Here is a 16,145-nt window from a genome sequence, read left to right as displayed (position 1 = left end):
TTCCTACCCCGCATTCTCCGGAGCTTTCATGACTTCCTCTAAACAACTGACGGCTCCAGAAACCGTGGCGGCCGAACAGGCCGAGCTGGAAACAACCGCGAACGCTGCCGACAAACCGGCCGTTCCAGCCTTCAGCTTTCCATTCAACCCTGCGGCATTTGCCCAAGCCAAAAAAGACAACCAGCCCTGGTATCAGAAATCGGGCAAGGGCGGTCACGACAAAACCCCGGGCGCGCCACCCCACGGCACCCGTAAAACCATGGGTAAACGTTAATTTTTGACGTCGAAAAACCGTCGCGAATCGCTGATTTTTAGCGTTTGTACGATTAACTTCGGCGAACCTGCGCCAGATCAGTATTTCGTTAATGGGTGCGCTTAGAGTCGACAGCCCTGCCGACTCCTCCCAATATTCCGAGCGCGCCTGTTATGAAAATCAATCTACCGATTACCGGCCGATCCGTTGATTTTGCACCCGACGCTAATATCCTCTCCACCACCGACCTCGACAGCCGTATCACCTATGCCAACCCTGACTTTATTCAGGTCAGCGGTTATGAGCTGAGTGAGCTGTTGGGCAGCCCCCACAATCTGCTACGCCACCCCGACATGCCTGCCGCGGCCTTCAGCCATATGTGGCAGACGCTCAAGGCCGGACGCTCCTGGATGGGGATGGTGAAAAACCGCTGCAAGAATGGCGACCATTATTGGGTTAGTGCCTACGTCACGCCGGTCATGCAAAACGGTGAAACCGTTGAGTATCAATCTGTGCGCACTTACCCAACCCCTGAGCGCGTTACGGTCGCTGAAGCGTGCTACGCAAGTCTGCGTGCAGGGCGGCTGCCGTTCTGGAAGCGTCTGCCAGGGTTGGGATTGGCCAATAAATTGGCCCTATACGTCAGTGCAATACTAGGTGCTGTCATCGCGATGGGGGCGGTGCTAATGCCACAGTTTGATCCGCAAGCCGGGTTAGGGCTCTGGTTGGCGGGCAGCTTAGTCAGTTCAGCCACCATCATCTGTATGCTCAAGCCTTTGAACGCGTTGACGCGCCGTGCCAAAGACGTGGGCGATAACCCGTTGAGCCAGCAGATCTATACCGGCCGCAGAGACGAGTTCGGGCAGATCGAGTTCGCGCTGGCTATGCTTCAAGCCCAGGTTGGGGCTGTGGTCGGGCGCATCGGTGACGCTTCCCGGCGCTTGGCCGGGCACGCCGGTCAACTGGTCGAGCACCTGCAAAGCAGCCATGACAGCACCTTGCACCAGCAGCTAGAAACAGATCAGGTGGCCACCGCAGTCAACGAGATGGCTGCCAGCGTGGCCCAAGTGGCGAGCAATGCTCAGCAGGCATCGCAAGCAGCCGATCGTGTCGAGCAGGAAACCCGTGAAGGCTATGACCTGGTGATCAAAAGTCGCACCTCGGCGCAGCATTTGGCCAGCGAGTTGGTGCGAGCCACTGAAGTGGTTCATCACCTCGAAAACCACAGCAGTGAGATTTCATCGGTGCTGGAGGTGATACGCAGCATCGCGGAGCAAACCAACCTGCTGGCACTCAACGCCGCCATTGAGGCGGCACGTGCGGGCGATCAGGGGCGCGGATTTGCGGTTGTGGCGGACGAAGTGCGCGGCCTTGCGCAGCGCACCCAGCAGTCCACCTGCGAAATTCAGCAGATGATCAGTACCCTGCAAAACGGTGCGCGGGCCGCGGTGCAGGTAATGCAGCAAAGCAGTGAGTATGCGCAAAGCAGTGCTAATCAAGCGCAATTGGCCAGCAGTGCACTGGACGGCATCAGCCTGCAAATCAAGAAAATTACCGAAATGAGCGTGCAGATAGCCTCCGCCGTCGAAGAGCAAAGCGTGGTCAGTGAGGACATCAACCGTAATATCGCCGGGATTCGCAGTGCCTGTGAGGTTACCGTCGACGCCGGGCAGCAAAGTCAGCGTAACTCGGGGGATGTGGCAGATCTGGCGGCAGCCTTGCGCAGCCTCGCTCAGGATTTCTGGCAGTCCCGGCGTTAAGCGGCTAAACCGTTTCGTACTGGACCAGCGCCATGCCGTGGCGGGCGTACATGTCGCGGGCCTTGAGGTTGTGTGCCATGACCTTGAGGTCGACACAGGGTTCGCCGCGCTGCCGGAATATCGCAAACACGTGCTCCAGCAAGGCGCTGCCCAGGCCGCGGCCCTGATACGCGGGATCAATCACCAAGTCCTTGAGGTATGCGCTGGTCCAGGCCAGCGCAACGCCCACCACGCGTGTGGCGTGTAGCAGCACAAAGCACAACGCAGGATCGTATTCGGCATCGTGTGCCAAGGTGTGCTGCCATGCCGCAAAAGAAGGCACGCTGCCCTGTCCGGCAGCGTAGCCCTCTACGAGTAAGGCATGCACCGGCTGAGTCAGAGACGCACTCAGGGTGCTCACCGTGAAGCCTTCAGGCCACGGGCGCGCAGGCGGTAAAGGGCCGCGCAAGTCTTTGCGCAGCAGCAGGCACGCCGCGCTCACGGGTTCAATACCCTTGAGCGGCGACGGTGCGGGCGGCTTCGATCAGGCATTTGGTCAGGTCGGGAGACGAGAACTTGGTCAGCACGGCGTTAGCACCTGAGAGGCGCGCTTTTTCGCTGTTCATCGCACTGTTGAGCGAGGTGTGCAGCAGCACATACAAGTGATTGAAGTCAGGGGTTTCGCGCAGGGTACGGGTGAACGCGTATCCATCCATTTCGGACATTTCGATGTCCGACACCACCAGGTTGATCTGATCTTTTGTGCCTTGCAGTTCCAGCAAGCGGTCGATGGCTTCTTTGGCGCTGCGGGCGGTGTGGCACTGCAAACCCAGATTGCGCAGGGTAATGACCGATTGTTGCAGGGCGACCTGACTGTCATCGACCACCAGAATCCGGGCATTGGCCAGTAATTCGGCTTCTTCCATGGTCACGGCGTCCGGGTCCTCGACGATTTGCGAAGGCGCGATGCCGTGAATCACTTTCTCGATGTCCAGCACTTGCACCAGCATGTTGTCGACCCGCGTCACCCCGGTAATGAACGAGCGCGAACCGCCCGAGCCATAGGGTGGCGGGCGGATGTCGGTACTCAGGCAATGAATGATCTTGCTCACCGCCTGCACATGCAGGCCCTGCTTGGAGCGGCTGACATCCGTGACGATCAGGCAACCGCCGTTCGGGTCTTCCAGCGGCTGCTCGCCGATGGCGCGACTCAGGTCGATAACCGCCAGCGAGGCCCCGCGCAGCACGGCAATGCCTTTCACGTGAGGATGCGACTCGGGCATTTTCGTCAGCGGTGGGCAGGGGATGATTTCGCTGACCTTGAGCAAGTTAATCGCCATCAGCTTGCCGCTGCGCAAAGTGAACAGCAGAAGCGAAAGAGAGTCTGCGCGGGCGTTGTGGGAGGACATAAAAACCTTCTGTGTAAAGAAATGCGCGCGGGCTTGAAGCCAACAGCAGCGGGCGATACAGGGTTATCGACCTGATTGGGTCGGTCTTTAACAAAACCCCGGATCAGTACCGGTTTAGGGTTTACGACGTTTGGCAGCCTTGCCCATAGGCGAGAAAATCGTTCAGTTTTGACTGTTGGCCGCATCCGATAACTAGCCACAGTAATAGCCGGGCTTTACGTGGGCAGAGAAACCCACTCAGGTGCAAACCCTTGCGGATTAAATCGATTTCCCCACCCGTGAATCCGTAAGTGTGAAAAGCCGTTGTCCCGGCACCCGTGCGTGAGCCCACGATGACAGGGAGGTTGATTGCAATCGCCTGTAAAGCAATTGACCACTTTTCACTGACATGGCCAGCACCAAAGCCGGCGATCACCAAGCCTTGATAACCCATCTCCACCAGTTGCTCAAGAATCAGGGTGTCAGCTGATAGCGAGGCCTCCAGTAACGCGACTTTATGCGTGGTGCATGAGGGTATGGGCAGAGTCATACGGGGAGCCCCGGGGTGCAGAAAGCGGGGCGTGTTTTCAATCATTAACCCCACTGGGCCGCCTGTCGCAGAGGTGAAGGCATTCAAGGCTAGGGTGTGGGTTTTACGAACCGAGAGTGACGCGTGAATCTCGCCATTCATGACCACCAGAACGCCTCTGCCTTTACTCGATGCACTTAGCGCGACACGGCAGGCATCTAGCAGATTGCCAGGGCCGTCAGCGCTTGCCTCGCTGGCTGAACGCATCGCGCCCGTTAAAACCAAGGGGGTATCGTGTGGCCACAAGTACTCGAAAAAAGTTGCGGACTCTTCAAGGGTGTCGGTGCCCTGGGTAATGACCACGCCTTGAGCGCCCAGTGTGATCTGGTCATTGGCCCATTCCAGCACCTGCAGCAAAAAATCAAAATTCACTGAGGCGCTGGGCAATAGGCTCAGACTTTTAATCCGTATGTGAGCCAATGCGCCGAGTTCAGGTACAGAGGCCAGTAATTCAGCGCCGCCCAGCGACGGAGTAATTCCTTCACCGGGTTCACCGCGTTGCATGCTGAGGGTGCCGCCCAGTGTTGCGATGGCAATTGTCGGTCGATTCATGCTGTCCTCACTGATACGCAGGTGCGGGTTTCTGAGGTCGAAACCCGCCACGCACGCCGGGCAAAGGTTAGTTTACGAGCCAAAAACGGATGGCTGGAACGATTAGTAAAGTACTGATTGCCATCGACAGGACGTTGCCGATGTAAGGGTGCACATACGTTGGTAACCGCTGAGCAATGGCGCAGGCCAAAGGCGGTGCGATTAAAGCCCCAAAAAAGGCACTGATGACCACCACTGTTGCACTGCCGCCGCAGGTCAGCACAGCTGCCGGGACCACTGAGACCAGCGGGACATACGTGGGATACCAGCCTCTTATCTGCCATTGATGCCGCCACATCGTCACCCCCAGTAAAGAGGTCAGCGCTTGCCCTGCAATCAGCTGCAGCACGAGTCCTGAGCCATAGGCGGGGCTTAGAGGGTTTAGTCCATAGGCGAGCAGCACGCCCAGTAACAAACCCAGGCTCGCCCACTCATTGCCAAAGAAAGGCGCTTCGGAAAAGTCAGCCAGAACGCGGCGTACCGTCCATAGCAGCCCGTAGTCCGGTGTTTTTGTCGCGACAGGTTGAGCACATTCAGGTGCAGATCCAGGCGCGCGACTTACCAGAACAGGTATTGCGCGACACAACATAAAAGCAGCCACGCTACCGAGTGCCATCCCCAGCACATTGCCAATCACCACTGGTAACCCCAAGGGTACGCACAGAAAGTTGACGAACAACAGACAAGCCGGAGTGACGAGTAACGCACCCAGAACGGCCCCGTTAAGGGTTACTTTCCAGCCTCCACCAAAGAATAGGACCATGGCGGCGGGCAATGATACAAATGCAGCGAATGTGGGCTGCCACGTATCGGCGGTCAGGGTCCAGCCCCACAACGCATTGCTCAGTAATAACCCCAATAGGGAGCTGGTCACCAGCCATGGCCACAGTCCGGAGCCGTAACTGATGCTGAAGCCTTGCCACGCCGGTGCGTAACGACTGGTCCAGTAGCCCAAGGCAGCTCCAAGCAGCAAGCCGAATGAAGCCAGTTCATGCTTGTAGAACGCGACCTCGGTGATGTCTCCGAGTATCCAGCGCAGCCAGGACATCGGGGAAGGCAGCTCAGCCATCATTTCGCTATATCTTGGCCAGTGTCCTGGATTTGAGTCCGTGTAACTCAGCGCCATCCAGATCGAAAACGCCCCGACGGCCAACCCGGCAGCCATGATGATCCCTGACAGGCGGGCAGCCGTGCGTGATGTATCGCGTACAGGTGAGGAGTCCATGGCGGCATCCTCATCAGCGTGGCAGGCAAGGGTGGTAGCAATAGCCGAGCATCGAGTCATACAAGTCAGTACGACGATCCCGGTGCAGATCGTTCAAGTTGTTCCAAATCGGCGCGCTGCGTGCGCTAGCCAGATCGATATCGGCGTAAAGGATGGTTTGCGTATCTGCCGGTGCGACCTCGCCAATGGGCCAGCCATTGGTGCCAGCGATCAGCGAGCAACCCAAATAGCGTTCACCCTGTTCTTCGCCGATACGGTTGGCCGCCGCGATATACACGTTATTGACGTGGGCTGCGGTCATTGTCAGGTAGGAGGCCATGCATTTACCCGACGCATCGAACAGCGGCGGTGGTGTCCAGACCCAGTTGTTCAGGCTACAAATGATGTCGGCGCCTTGCTGGGTCAAGAGACGCGGCACTTCGGGGAACCAGATATCCCAGCAGATCAGCAGGCCAATGCGCCCGATCGGCGTTTCAAACACGGGGAAGCCCAGATTGCCGGGTGTGAACCACAGCTTTTCCCGATTCCATAAGTGGGCCTTACGGTATTTACCGATAAAACCGTCCGGCCCCAGCAACACAGCGGTATCGAACAGCTGCATGCCGTCCCGCTCCGCCAGCCCGGCTACCAGATAAACCTGATGCAACGCGGCAAAATCCATCCAGGCCTGGGTGCTGGGACCATCAGGAAGGATCTCGGCGTGCAGAAAAGCATCCTGCCGATTGGCGAAGAAATAGCCGGTGTTGGCCAGCTCGGGAAGGACAATCAACTCCGCCCCATTCGTAACGGCCTCCATGGCCAGGCGCAGACTGTAGTGCAGATTGTCTTGGCGATGCTGGATGCCGACTTGAGGATCAAATTGCACAACCGCAACGCGCACTTCACTGATGGCTTCGCTCATGACTGACACCTCAGGTAATTGTCACCGGGTGTCAGTAAGGCGATTTGTAAGGTTGCGGGTCTATCGTCCGCATCCGTTCGGCCTGTAGTTCATTGCTCTGAAATTGGTGGGATCCGTCATTTTTCTTACGTTGCAACGGGTATTGGCGCAGTGTGCGGCGGGCGCCCATGGCGCGTTGCCCTGCATCTATTTCAACCCCAGTCGCTTGGCCAAGCGCCCCAGATTGGCCCGGTCCAGCCCCAGTTCACGCGCCGCGCTGGCCCAGTTGTGCTGATGGCGTTCCAGGCACGCGCTGATCAAGGTTCGTTGATAGTGCTCTGTCGCTTGACGCAGATCTCCTAGGGCGTCGGGAGCCTGGGCGGGTGTGTCCGGCGCAGCCTTGGTGGCGGGGGTTGAAGGCAGATCAAGGTCGTGTGCCGTCAGTGTCAGGATGCGCGGGCGTGTGGGGCAATTGCCCAAGGCTTTCAAGGCGCTGCGGCCTATCAGGTGTTCCAGTTCGCGCACGTTGCCCGGCCAGTCGTAATGCACCAGCGCGGCCTGTGCGTCTGGGCTCAGGCGCAAGCTGCCAAGGCCCATGCGTGAACGGTTTTGTTCAAGGAAGAAGCCGCTGAGCAGCAGCACGTCGCGCCCGCGTTCGCGCAGGGCGGGCACTTTGAGCGGGTAGACGCTCAGGCGATGGTAAAAGTCGGCGCGGTAGCGACCGCTGCGCACTTCTGCCGCCAGATCGCGGTTGGTGGCGGCAATCAGGCGGACGTCGACGCGATGCTCTTGATCCGAACCCAGGCGTTGTAACTGACCGCTCTGGAGCACGCGTAGCAGTTTGGCCTGCACCGCGAGTGAAAGCTCACCCACTTCGTCGAGGAACAGCGTGCCGCCGTTGGCCAGTTCGAATTTGCCCCGCCGATCCTGGGTGGCCCCGGTGAAGGCGCCGCGCACGTGGCCGAACAGTTCGCTCTCGACGAGCGTGTCGGGTAGCGCCGCGCAATTGAGGCTGATCATCGGTTTGTCGGCCCTGGGCGAGGCGGCATGAATCGCTTGCGCCACCAGCTCCTTGCCGACCCCGGTTTCGCCGGTGATCAGGACCGTCAGGTCACTGCTGCCCACAAGTGCGATCTCATCGAGCAGGCGTTTGTGAACCTTGCTCTGGCCAATCAGCTCTTTGTTGGACGTGCCGTTGGCCTGACGGTACAGCTCGACTTTCAACTGCTCGTCTTCAACCCGCAAAGCCAGGCGTTCGATGCGCCGGGCAACATTGACGGTGGCGGCCGCAAGGCTGGCGAACGCTTGCAGGGCATCAAGCTCGATCGGCTCGAAACGTTTGGGATCAAGCGCGTCGAGGGTCAGCAAGCCCCAGGGCTTTTCGTCAATGAACAGGGGACAGCCCATGCAGTCGTGGATTTCCAGATGCTCGGCCAGCCCGTCGACCAACCCGTCGTAGGGGTCGGGTAGCTCGCAATTACTGGGGAAACGCGTTGGCCCGTGGCTACTGAGCAGCACCTCAAAGCGCGGGTGCTCGCTGACGTTGAACCGACGCCCCAATGTGTCGAGGCTCAGGCCGTCTACGGCCAAGGGCACCAGCCACTCGCCGTCCAGACGCAGCAAGGCTGCAGCATCGCAAGGCAGCAGGGCGCGCATGGCTTCGAGCAGGCGGCGATAACGCTCGCTTTCTGGCAGATCGCGAGACAGGTCGTCGACCAGTGGCAACAGTGTGGTAAGCAGGAGTTTTGCAGTCATTTTGACCTCGTGTAGTCGTAATGACTATAGATCAGATTGAGTCAAAATGACTATTTTTGATTTAAATGGCTGTTTTTAAAGGGTTTTAAAGTTGGCACGGATTCTGATACCTGAACGCTCATCGAATGTTAGTCAATGCCTACGTGCTCTGGAGTCACCCTTATGCTTACTGCTCAGGATCGTGCCATCGTCAAATCCACTGTGCCGCTGCTTGAAAGCGGCGGTGAAGCTTTAATCACCCATTTCTACCGGATGATGTTGTCGGAATACCCCGAAGTACGCCCGCTGTTCAACCAGGCCAATCAGGCCAGCGGCGATCAGCCCCGTGCCTTGGCCAATGGTGTGCTGATGTACGCACGCCATATTGATCAGCTCGACCAGTTGGGAGACCTTGTAGCCCGCATCATCAACAAGCATGTGGCGCTGCAAATTCTGCCGGAGCATTACCCGATTGTCGGCAAGTGCCTGCTGCGCGCGATTGAAGAAGTGCTGGGCAGTGACATCGCCACCCCTGAAGTGTTGGCAGCGTGGGGGGCGGCGTATGGACAACTGGCCGATATCCTGATCGGTGCCGAAGCGGCCATTTATGACGCAAAAGCGGCTGCACCGGGCGGCTGGCGCGGTGGTCGGGCGTTCAAACTGGCAGCCAGAATCGACGAAAGTGCTGAGATCACATCTTTTTACTTCCGTCCCGTGGACCAGCAACCGATCCTCGACTGTGAGCCGGGCCAGTATATTGGCATCAAGCTGGACATCGACGGTGTGGAAGCGCGTCGTAACTACTCGCTGTCGGCGCTGGCGCAGGTGGGTCGTTACCGCATCAGCGTCAAGCGCGAGGCGGGCGGGGTGGTGTCCAACTACCTGCATGACCGCCTGCAAGTGGGCGACATTGTTGAGCTGTTCCCCCCAGCCGGCGAGTTCACTCTGACCGCCAGTGACAAACCGCTGGTGCTGATCAGTGGCGGCGTCGGCATTACGCCAACCTTGCCGATGCTGGAAAAAGCGTTGACGACTCAACGGCCTATCCACTTTATCCATTGCGCGCGCAATGCCGAGGTGCACGCGTTCCGTGGCTGGGTGGATGAGTTGGCGGCGCAATATCCACAGTTGCAGCGTTTTTACTGCTACGCCGAACAGGATGGGCAGGGAGCGACCGCCGATCACGTGGGGTTGCTGACCGCCGAACTGCTGGATAAATGGTTGCCTGCGGACCGTGATGTAGACGCGTACTTCCTGGGCCCCAAGGGTTTCATGAGCGCCATCAAACGTCAGCTCAAGGCGTTGGGTGTTCCTGAGCAACAAAGCCGCTACGAGTTTTTCGGCCCCGCTGCTGTATTGGAATAAAGCGGTTCTGGTCATCCGCCTAACCGGCTGATACACCTACGCCCGCAGTGTTCGTCTGCCTCCCGCGCCTTTGAGTGAAAGCGGGCAGAAGAGCACGGCGGGCGTTTTGTTAATCGCGCTTTAATCCCTCCCGTTGTTAATTCCCTTCCTACAACTGCCTTACATCCATGCAGGAGGTCTGGGTGTAAACTGCGCGCTTTGTGACGGCCGGACGGCCCTTGGACAATCAGGCAAAAGGAAACACGATGACGGACGACATGATGCGACTGGGGCGCGAAAAGCGCTTTCTGGTCTTGCTGGGGCTGATCTGCCTCGCCCTCATTGGTGGTGCGCTGTATATGCAAGTGGTGCTGGGGGAGGCGCCTTGCCCGCTGTGCATCCTGCAACGCTATGCGTTACTGCTGATTGCTATTTTTGCTTTCATCGGTGCAGCGATGCGCACCCGGCGCAGTATCACGGTGTTTGAAGGGCTGGTGGTGTTGAGCGCCATTGGTGGGGTGGTCGCGGCGGGGCGCCACGTGTACATCCTGGCGAACCCTGCGGTCAGTTGCGGCCTGGACGCGCTGCAACCAATTGTCGACGGTTTGCCGCTGGCTGCTGTATTCCCGCTGGGTTTTCAAGTCGATGGCTTCTGTTCGACGCCTTACCCGCCTGTGCTTGGCCTGTCGCTGGCGCAATGGGCACTGGTGGCGTTCGTGTTGACGGCCGTGCTGGTACCGTTGGGCATTTACCGCAATCGCAGCAAGCCTGCCTGACACACTGAATCAGGTTGCAACGGCCTCGTTCTTGTGCGCAAGAGCGGGGCTTTTTTTCGCCCACGAAAAATGTGAATAGCATGTGATACGGGGCAGTGAAGGTGCGCTCGGGACTGCGACATATTGTCACGGAGAAATTGTCACAGGGTATGTTTTCATTTCACAATACACGGCTGAAACGTCTCACTGGTGTCCCCGCTCATGAGGCGTTTTGACGCTGAGGCAGGGCTTGAAAAAGCCGCCGCTAAGCACCATGAAAAACGCTGCAAGCCTTTTTGTTTGGGCGTTTTGGAGTGTTGGCGAAGGTCTGAGCGTGCGCTAAAAAGGGGCGGATACAGCTTGGGGGGAAGGGCGTGCTACAAGCGCGTCAGGGAGGGGCTTTAAACGCGGGCCGTAATAATAGTGCGGGATTGTTACCACAGCCGAGATTAATTATTTCGGGATGAGACATGGTTTATAGAGAGCTACCTAACTACAATCGCCCGCACTGAACGTCCAGCCTGCTCATCCCTGAGCCCAAGCGGGAAGTTGAAGGTCGCCTGGGTGGTTGTGACAGGCTTTCCATGCGACTCCCAAGGTACTGGCAACCCTTCTAAGTTCCGCACCAAATGGAATTGGTCTGTGACAAGGCCTTTGACCAAGTATCGAATAAGAAATCACTGCTAACCCAGGAATTGCCCAGTCGCTTCACCGCGATGAAGCAGGCCCTTATTCAATCCGGAAAATTGCCAACCCTTGGCAGGGTGAAGTGTTGGCGGAAAAAACCAACTGCATTGTGCAAGCTGTTTTAGAGGTCGTGAGATGACTAAAAAAAGGTACCCCAGACTCTTTGGCTTATTGCCACTTTTCGGCATGTTGTTGCTGGGAGGCTGCAATATGACGTTGCTCGATCCGGTGGGGCAGATCGGCGTCGATGAAAAGAATCTGATCATCACTGCTACATTGCTGATGCTCTTGGTCGTGGTGCCGGTCATCTTGATGACCCTTGTTTTCGCGTGGAAATATCGCGCGTCGAACAAGAACGCCACCTACGCACCAAAATGGTCGCACTCCACCAAGATTGAAGTTGTGATCTGGACGGTGCCTATCCTGATCATCATCGCGCTGGGTGTGATCACGTATAAGTCGACCCACGCGCTGGACCCGTATCGTCCGATTGAGTCTGACGTCAAGCCAGTCACTATCGAAGTAGTGGCCATGGACTGGAAGTGGCTGTTCATCTACCCGGAACAGGGTATCGCCACCGTCAACAAGATCGTGTTCCCGGCCAACACGCCGGTGAATTTCCGTATCACGTCCGACACGGTCATGAACTCGTTCTTCATTCCAGGCCTGGGCGGTCAGATCTACGCCATGGCCGGTATGCAGACCAAGCTGCATTTGATTGCTAACAAGAACGCCGAGCTCGATGGCATTTCAGCCAACTACAGCGGTGCGGGCTTCACTGGCATGAAATTCAAAGCAATCGCGACTTCCCAGGCTGAGTTCGATGCATGGGTAAGTGAAGTCAAAGCGTCACCTAAACAGCTTGATACAGCTGAATACGAAGCCTTGACCAAGCCAAGTCAGAACAATCCCGTTGAGCTCTACTCCTCGGTCAAACCGAACCTGTTCCAGACCATCATCGACAAGTATGAAGGCATGAAACCAGGCAAGCCGGTGCAGCACGAGAAGAAAGAAGTGGCCGGGACCGAAGGTTTGGACACCAGTTCGCATTCAGCTGCCGGGGCAGAGGAGTAAACGATGTTTGGTAAATTAAGTCTGGACGCCATACCGTTCCACGAGCCGATAGTGATGGTGACCGTCGCTATGATCCTGCTCGGTGGTCTGGCGTTGGTTGCAGCACTCACGTACTACAAAAAGTGGACCTACCTGTGGACCGAATGGCTAACGTCAGTCGACCACAAGAAAATTGGCGTGATGTACATCATCGTTGCCATGATCATGCTGCTGCGCGGCTTTGCCGACGCCGTCATGATGCGTACCCAACTGGCCATGGCCACTGAGGGTTCGCCTGGCTACTTGCCTCCTGAACACTATGACCAGATCTTCACCGCCCACGGTGTGATCATGATCATCTTCATGGCGATGCCATTCTTCACCGGCCTGATGAACCTTGCAGTGCCGCTGCAGATCGGCGCACGTGACGTTGCCTATCCGTTCCTGAACTCCCTGAGTTTCTGGCTCCTGGTGTCGGGCGTGGTACTGGTCAACCTGTCGCTGGGCGTCGGCGAGTTCGCCAAGACCGGCTGGGTTGCGTATCCACCGTTGTCGGGTCTGGCGTACAGTCCGGGCGTGGGTGTGGACTACTACATCTGGGCGCTACAGCTATCGGGGTTAGGTACGACGTTAACCGGGGTTAACTTCCTGGCCACCGTGCTGAAAATGCGTACCCCTGGCATGAAGATCATGGACATGCCGATCTTCACCTGGACCTGCACCTGGGCAAACGTTCTGATCGTGGCTTCGTTCCCGATCCTGACCGCTACCCTGGCGTTGCTGACACTTGACCGCTACTTGGATTTCCACATTTTCACCAACGAACTTGGTGGCAATCCAATGATGTACGTCAACCTGTTCTGGGCGTGGGGTCACCCTGAGGTTTATATCCTCATTCTGCCGGCGTTCGGGATCTTCTCTGAAGTCATCTCGACCTTCACTGGCAAGCGTCTGTTCGGTCACCACTCGATGGTCTACGCCAGCGGCGCGATCTCGATCCTGGGCTTCATGGTTTGGCTGCACCACTTCTTCACCATGGGTTCGGGTGCCAGCGTCAACGCCTTCTTCGGTCTGGCAACGATGCTGATTTCCATCCCGACGGGGGTGAAGCTATTTAACTGGCTATTCACCATCTATCGCGGTCGTCTGCAATTCACCAGCCAGGTGATGTGGACGCTTGGCTTCATGGTGACCTTCGCCATCGGCGGCATGACTGGCGTATTGCTGGCCATCCCGGGTGCTGACTTCGTACTGCACAACAGCCTGTTCGTGATTGCTCACTTCCATAACGTGATCATCGGCGGTGCTGTATTCGGTTACATCGCTGGTTTCAGCTTCTACTTCCCTAAAGCGTTCGGCTTCAAACTGAACGAGAAATGGGGCAAGGCAGCATTCTGGTTCTGGATCACCGGCTTCTTCGTTGCGTTCATGCCGCTCTATGCACTGGGCTTCATGGGCATGACCCGTCGTCTGAACGCCACTACCAACCCTGAGTGGGTGCCTTACCTGTACGTAGCGTGCGTCGGTGCTGCACTGATCGCCGTCGGTATTGCGTGCCAGTTGATCCAGCTGTACGTCAGCATCCGTGACCGCAACAAGCCTGAGAACGCCTGCGAATTCGGCGATCCATGGAATGGTCACACCCTGGAATGGTCGACTTCGTCGCCACCTCCTTTCTACAACTTTGCCGTACTGCCAAAAGCCGACAGCATTGACCCGTTCACTGAGGCCAAGGAAAACGGTACTGCGTACCAGGCTCCTGCCAAGTACGAACCGATCCATATGCCAAACAACACCGCGACTGGTGTGGTGATGGGCGCACTGCTGACCGTATTCGGTTTCGCAATGATCTGGCACATCTGGTGGTTGGCGATCGCCAGCCTGGTTGGCACCGTGGCGTACTTCGCGATCCATGCTGCCCGTGATGACCAGGGCTACATGGTGCCGGTGGAAACCATCGAGCGCATCGAAGCCGAGCAGCACAAGCGTCTGGTAGCAGCTGGCAAGATTCCGGCTACCCGTGTTGAAACCAAGTTGGAACAGGCATAAACCATGTCGAACTTAGCGACTCATGCTGGACACGCCCATGGTCACGACCATGGGCACGATGACCATCACCACGACTCGGGCGAGACAACCGTATTTGGTTTCTGGCTCTACCTGATGACCGACTGCATCTTGTTTGCGTCGATCTTCGCGGTATACGCGGTACTGGTTAACAACGTAGCGGGTGGTCCATCGGGCCACGACATCTTCGAACTGCCGTACGTGTTGGGTGAAACCGCACTGCTGCTGGTCAGCTCGATCACCTACGGCTTCGCCATGCTGGCGTTGTTCAAGGGCAAGAAAAGTCAGGTGCTGTTCTGGTTGGCCCTGACCTTCCTGTGCGGTGCAGGCTTCATCGCCATGGAAATCAACGAGTTCCACCTGTTGATCTCCGAAGGCTTTGGCCCGAGCCGTTCCGGCTTCCTGTCCGGGTTCTTCACCCTGGTCGGTACCCACGGTCTGCACGTGACCAGCGGTCTGATCTGGATGGCGATCATGATGTATCAGGTCCAGAAAAAGGGCCTGACGGCGACCAACAAGACGCGTCTGAGCTGCCTGAGCCTGTTCTGGCACTTCCTGGACGTGGTGTGGATCTGCGTATTCACCGTTGTTTACCTGATGGGGACTCTGTAAATGGCTAACGCACATTCTGACGGCGCGAACCACGGCAGCGTGAAGTCCTACGTAATCGGCTTCATCTTGTCGGTGATCCTGACCGTCATTCCGTTCGGGCTGGTGATGTACCCAACCCTGCCAAAAATGACCACGCTGGCGATCGTGCTGTTGTTCGCCGTGATTCAAGTGATCGTTCACCTGGTGTATTTCCTGCACTTGGACCGTTCGCCTGCACAACGCAATAACGTCGCCGCGCTGGTGTTCTCGGCGCTGGTTATTGTGCTGTTGGTCGGCCTGTCCCTGTGGATCATGTTCAGCATCCACACTGTAATGATGGCGAAGTGAGGTAAGCCCGATGTCCTTTAAGCACTTTATCCAAATCACCAAACCGGGGATCATTTTCGGTAACGTGCTTTCTGTGGCAGGCGGGTTCTTCCTGGCCTCGAAGGGGCATTTTGATCTGGCCCTGTTCCTGGCCGCGGTGATCGGCACCTCCCTGGTGGTTGCGTCCGGTTGTGTGTTTAACAACTGCATCGACCGTGACATCGACATCAAGATGGACCGCACCAAGAACCGCGTACTGGTGCAAGGCCTGATCTCCCTCAAGGTGGCGTTGGTATACGCCACCTTGCTGGGGGTCGCAGGCCTGGTGCTGCTGTATCGTGTGGCCAACCCGCTGGCGGCATTGTTCGCGGCGATTGGCTTCGTGATCTACGTCGGTCTGTACAGCCTGTATTTCAAGCGCAAGTCGGTTCACGGCACCTTGATTGGCAGTTTGTCGGGTGCAATGCCGCCTGTTATCGGCTACGTGGCTGTGAGTAACAGCTTCGACCTGGCCGCGCTGACATTGCTGGTGATGTTCAGCCTGTGGCAGATGCCGCATTCCTACGCCATCGCGATCTTCCGCTTCAACGATTACCTGGCCGCATCGATTCCGGTGTTGCCTGTGAAGCGCGGGATCAAGGTTGCCAAGAAGCACATCCTGCTTTATATCCTCGCGTTCCTGATCGCGACCCTGATGCTCACCCTCGGCGGTTACGCCGGCATGAGCTACATGGCCGTGGCGGCCGCGATGGGCATGTACTGGCTGTACATGGCGTGGACCGGCTATAAAGCCGTCGACGACAAGGTCTGGGCACGCAAGCTGTTCGTGTTCTCGATCTTCACCATCACCGCGCTGAGCGTCATGATGTCACTGGATTTCAAAGTGCCGACGGAGTTGTTACTGACTTACGCGCACTAAGCG

At 57.4% G+C, this 16,145-nt stretch carries 15 protein-coding genes; 9 read left to right on the top strand and 6 right to left on the bottom strand.

Features of this window, described 5'->3' with window-relative positions; translation table 11 throughout:
- Positions 1 to 28 precede the first annotated feature (28 nt).
- Together HBN68_RS06750 and HBN68_RS06745 are read left to right on the top strand one after the other, a co-directional pair.
- Positions 29 to 274, top strand: coding sequence for a hypothetical protein (locus HBN68_RS06750; protein ID WP_249275339.1), 246 nt, complete (start codon positions 29 to 31; stop codon positions 272 to 274).
- Positions 275 to 426: 152 nt separating this feature from the next.
- On the top strand, positions 427 to 2,013 hold the full coding sequence (locus HBN68_RS06745) for a PAS domain-containing methyl-accepting chemotaxis protein (protein ID WP_169963098.1): 1,587 nt from the start codon (positions 427 to 429) through the stop codon (positions 2,011 to 2,013).
- Positions 2,014 to 2,017: 4 nt separating this feature from the next.
- Here the strand turns inward: HBN68_RS06745 and HBN68_RS06740 are convergent, their stop codons facing one another.
- The 6 genes from HBN68_RS06740 to norR all read right to left on the bottom strand — a co-directional run bounded on the left by HBN68_RS06740 (position 2,018) and on the right by norR (position 8,420).
- Positions 2,018 to 2,494 (bottom strand): GNAT family N-acetyltransferase, encoded by a 477-nt coding sequence (locus HBN68_RS06740; protein ID WP_169963100.1) that lies wholly within the window; start codon positions 2,492 to 2,494, stop codon positions 2,018 to 2,020.
- Positions 2,495 to 2,498: 4 nt separating this feature from the next.
- Positions 2,499 to 3,401, bottom strand: coding sequence for a chemotaxis protein (locus tag HBN68_RS06735; RefSeq protein ID WP_094993065.1), 903 nt, complete (start codon positions 3,399 to 3,401; stop codon positions 2,499 to 2,501).
- A 121-nt stretch (positions 3,402 to 3,522) separates the two neighbouring features.
- The gene (locus HBN68_RS06730) at positions 3,523 to 4,521 is read right to left on the bottom strand and encodes an asparaginase (protein WP_169963102.1); all 999 of its coding nucleotides are present in this window, start codon (positions 4,519 to 4,521) and stop codon (positions 3,523 to 3,525) included.
- A 67-nt stretch (positions 4,522 to 4,588) separates the two neighbouring features.
- Positions 4,589 to 5,686 carry a hypothetical protein gene (locus HBN68_RS06725; RefSeq protein ID WP_249275340.1) on the bottom strand — a complete coding sequence of 366 codons (1,098 nt, stop codon included), beginning with the start codon at positions 5,684 to 5,686 and terminating at the stop codon, positions 4,589 to 4,591.
- Positions 5,687 to 5,798: 112 nt separating this feature from the next.
- Entirely contained in the window at positions 5,799 to 6,686 is an 888-nt protein-coding gene (locus tag HBN68_RS06720; protein ID WP_169963104.1) for a nitrilase family protein, read from the bottom strand.
- Positions 6,687 to 6,872: 186 nt separating this feature from the next.
- A complete protein-coding gene (norR, locus tag HBN68_RS06715) occupies positions 6,873 to 8,420 on the bottom strand; it encodes a nitric oxide reductase transcriptional regulator NorR (protein WP_169963107.1) in 1,548 nt (515 codons plus the stop codon).
- Between the two features lie 162 nt (positions 8,421 to 8,582).
- On the opposite strand from norR, the gene hmpA reads away from it, so the two are divergent.
- The 7 genes from hmpA to cyoE all read left to right on the top strand — a co-directional run bounded on the left by hmpA (position 8,583) and on the right by cyoE (position 16,142).
- On the top strand, positions 8,583 to 9,764 hold the full coding sequence (hmpA, locus tag HBN68_RS06710) for an NO-inducible flavohemoprotein (RefSeq protein WP_169963110.1): 1,182 nt from the start codon (positions 8,583 to 8,585) through the stop codon (positions 9,762 to 9,764).
- Between the two features lie 245 nt (positions 9,765 to 10,009).
- Positions 10,010 to 10,519, top strand: coding sequence for a disulfide bond formation protein B (locus HBN68_RS06705; RefSeq protein ID WP_094993070.1), 510 nt, complete (start codon positions 10,010 to 10,012; stop codon positions 10,517 to 10,519).
- 801 nt (positions 10,520 to 11,320) lie between these two features.
- Positions 11,321 to 12,259: a ubiquinol oxidase subunit II gene (gene cyoA / locus HBN68_RS06700; RefSeq protein ID WP_047273807.1), complete on the top strand. Its 939-nt coding sequence runs from the start codon at positions 11,321 to 11,323 to the stop codon at positions 12,257 to 12,259.
- A 3-nt stretch (positions 12,260 to 12,262) separates the two neighbouring features.
- Entirely contained in the window at positions 12,263 to 14,287 is a 2,025-nt protein-coding gene (cyoB, locus tag HBN68_RS06695; RefSeq protein ID WP_094993071.1) for a cytochrome o ubiquinol oxidase subunit I, read from the top strand.
- Between the two features lie 3 nt (positions 14,288 to 14,290).
- Positions 14,291 to 14,917: a cytochrome o ubiquinol oxidase subunit III gene (locus HBN68_RS06690; protein ID WP_094993072.1), complete on the top strand. Its 627-nt coding sequence runs from the start codon at positions 14,291 to 14,293 to the stop codon at positions 14,915 to 14,917.
- Positions 14,918 to 15,244 carry a cytochrome o ubiquinol oxidase subunit IV gene (gene cyoD, locus HBN68_RS06685; RefSeq protein WP_047278868.1) on the top strand — a complete coding sequence of 109 codons (327 nt, stop codon included), beginning with the start codon at positions 14,918 to 14,920 and terminating at the stop codon, positions 15,242 to 15,244.
- A gap of 10 nt (positions 15,245 to 15,254) precedes the next feature.
- Positions 15,255 to 16,142, top strand: a complete 888-nt coding sequence (gene cyoE / locus HBN68_RS06680) for a heme o synthase (RefSeq protein WP_047273811.1) — start codon at positions 15,255 to 15,257, stop codon at positions 16,140 to 16,142.
- The last annotated feature ends 3 nt before the right edge of the window (positions 16,143 to 16,145 follow it).

The sequence above is a fragment of the Pseudomonas sp. WS 5078 genome, assembly GCF_012985745.1.
Lineage (GTDB): Bacteria > Pseudomonadota > Gammaproteobacteria > Pseudomonadales > Pseudomonadaceae > Aquipseudomonas > Aquipseudomonas lundensis_A.
Note: the sequence above shows the minus strand (reverse complement) of the source record. Positions and strands in the feature narration are given on the sequence as shown.

Coding starts and splice junctions, on each gene's coding strand:
- hmpA (WP_169963110.1), top strand. CDS start 8,583: ATGCTTACTGCTCAGGATCGTGCCATCGTCAAATCCACTGTGCCGCTG.
- norR (WP_169963107.1), bottom strand. CDS start 8,420: ATGACTGCAAAACTCCTGCTTACCACACTGTTGCCACTGGTCGACGAC.
- HBN68_RS06745 (WP_169963098.1), top strand. CDS start 427: ATGAAAATCAATCTACCGATTACCGGCCGATCCGTTGATTTTGCACCC.
- cyoA (WP_047273807.1), top strand. CDS start 11,321: ATGACTAAAAAAAGGTACCCCAGACTCTTTGGCTTATTGCCACTTTTC.
- HBN68_RS06725 (WP_249275340.1), bottom strand. CDS start 5,686: ATGGCGCTGAGTTACACGGACTCAAATCCAGGACACTGGCCAAGATAT.
- HBN68_RS06690 (WP_094993072.1), top strand. CDS start 14,291: ATGTCGAACTTAGCGACTCATGCTGGACACGCCCATGGTCACGACCAT.
- HBN68_RS06735 (WP_094993065.1), bottom strand. CDS start 3,401: ATGTCCTCCCACAACGCCCGCGCAGACTCTCTTTCGCTTCTGCTGTTC.
- cyoD (WP_047278868.1), top strand. CDS start 14,918: ATGGCTAACGCACATTCTGACGGCGCGAACCACGGCAGCGTGAAGTCC.
- cyoE (WP_047273811.1), top strand. CDS start 15,255: ATGTCCTTTAAGCACTTTATCCAAATCACCAAACCGGGGATCATTTTC.
- cyoB (WP_094993071.1), top strand. CDS start 12,263: ATGTTTGGTAAATTAAGTCTGGACGCCATACCGTTCCACGAGCCGATA.
- HBN68_RS06720 (WP_169963104.1), bottom strand. CDS start 6,686: ATGAGCGAAGCCATCAGTGAAGTGCGCGTTGCGGTTGTGCAATTTGAT.
- HBN68_RS06705 (WP_094993070.1), top strand. CDS start 10,010: ATGACGGACGACATGATGCGACTGGGGCGCGAAAAGCGCTTTCTGGTC.
- HBN68_RS06750 (WP_249275339.1), top strand. CDS start 29: ATGACTTCCTCTAAACAACTGACGGCTCCAGAAACCGTGGCGGCCGAA.
- HBN68_RS06730 (WP_169963102.1), bottom strand. CDS start 4,521: ATGAATCGACCGACAATTGCCATCGCAACACTGGGCGGCACCCTCAGC.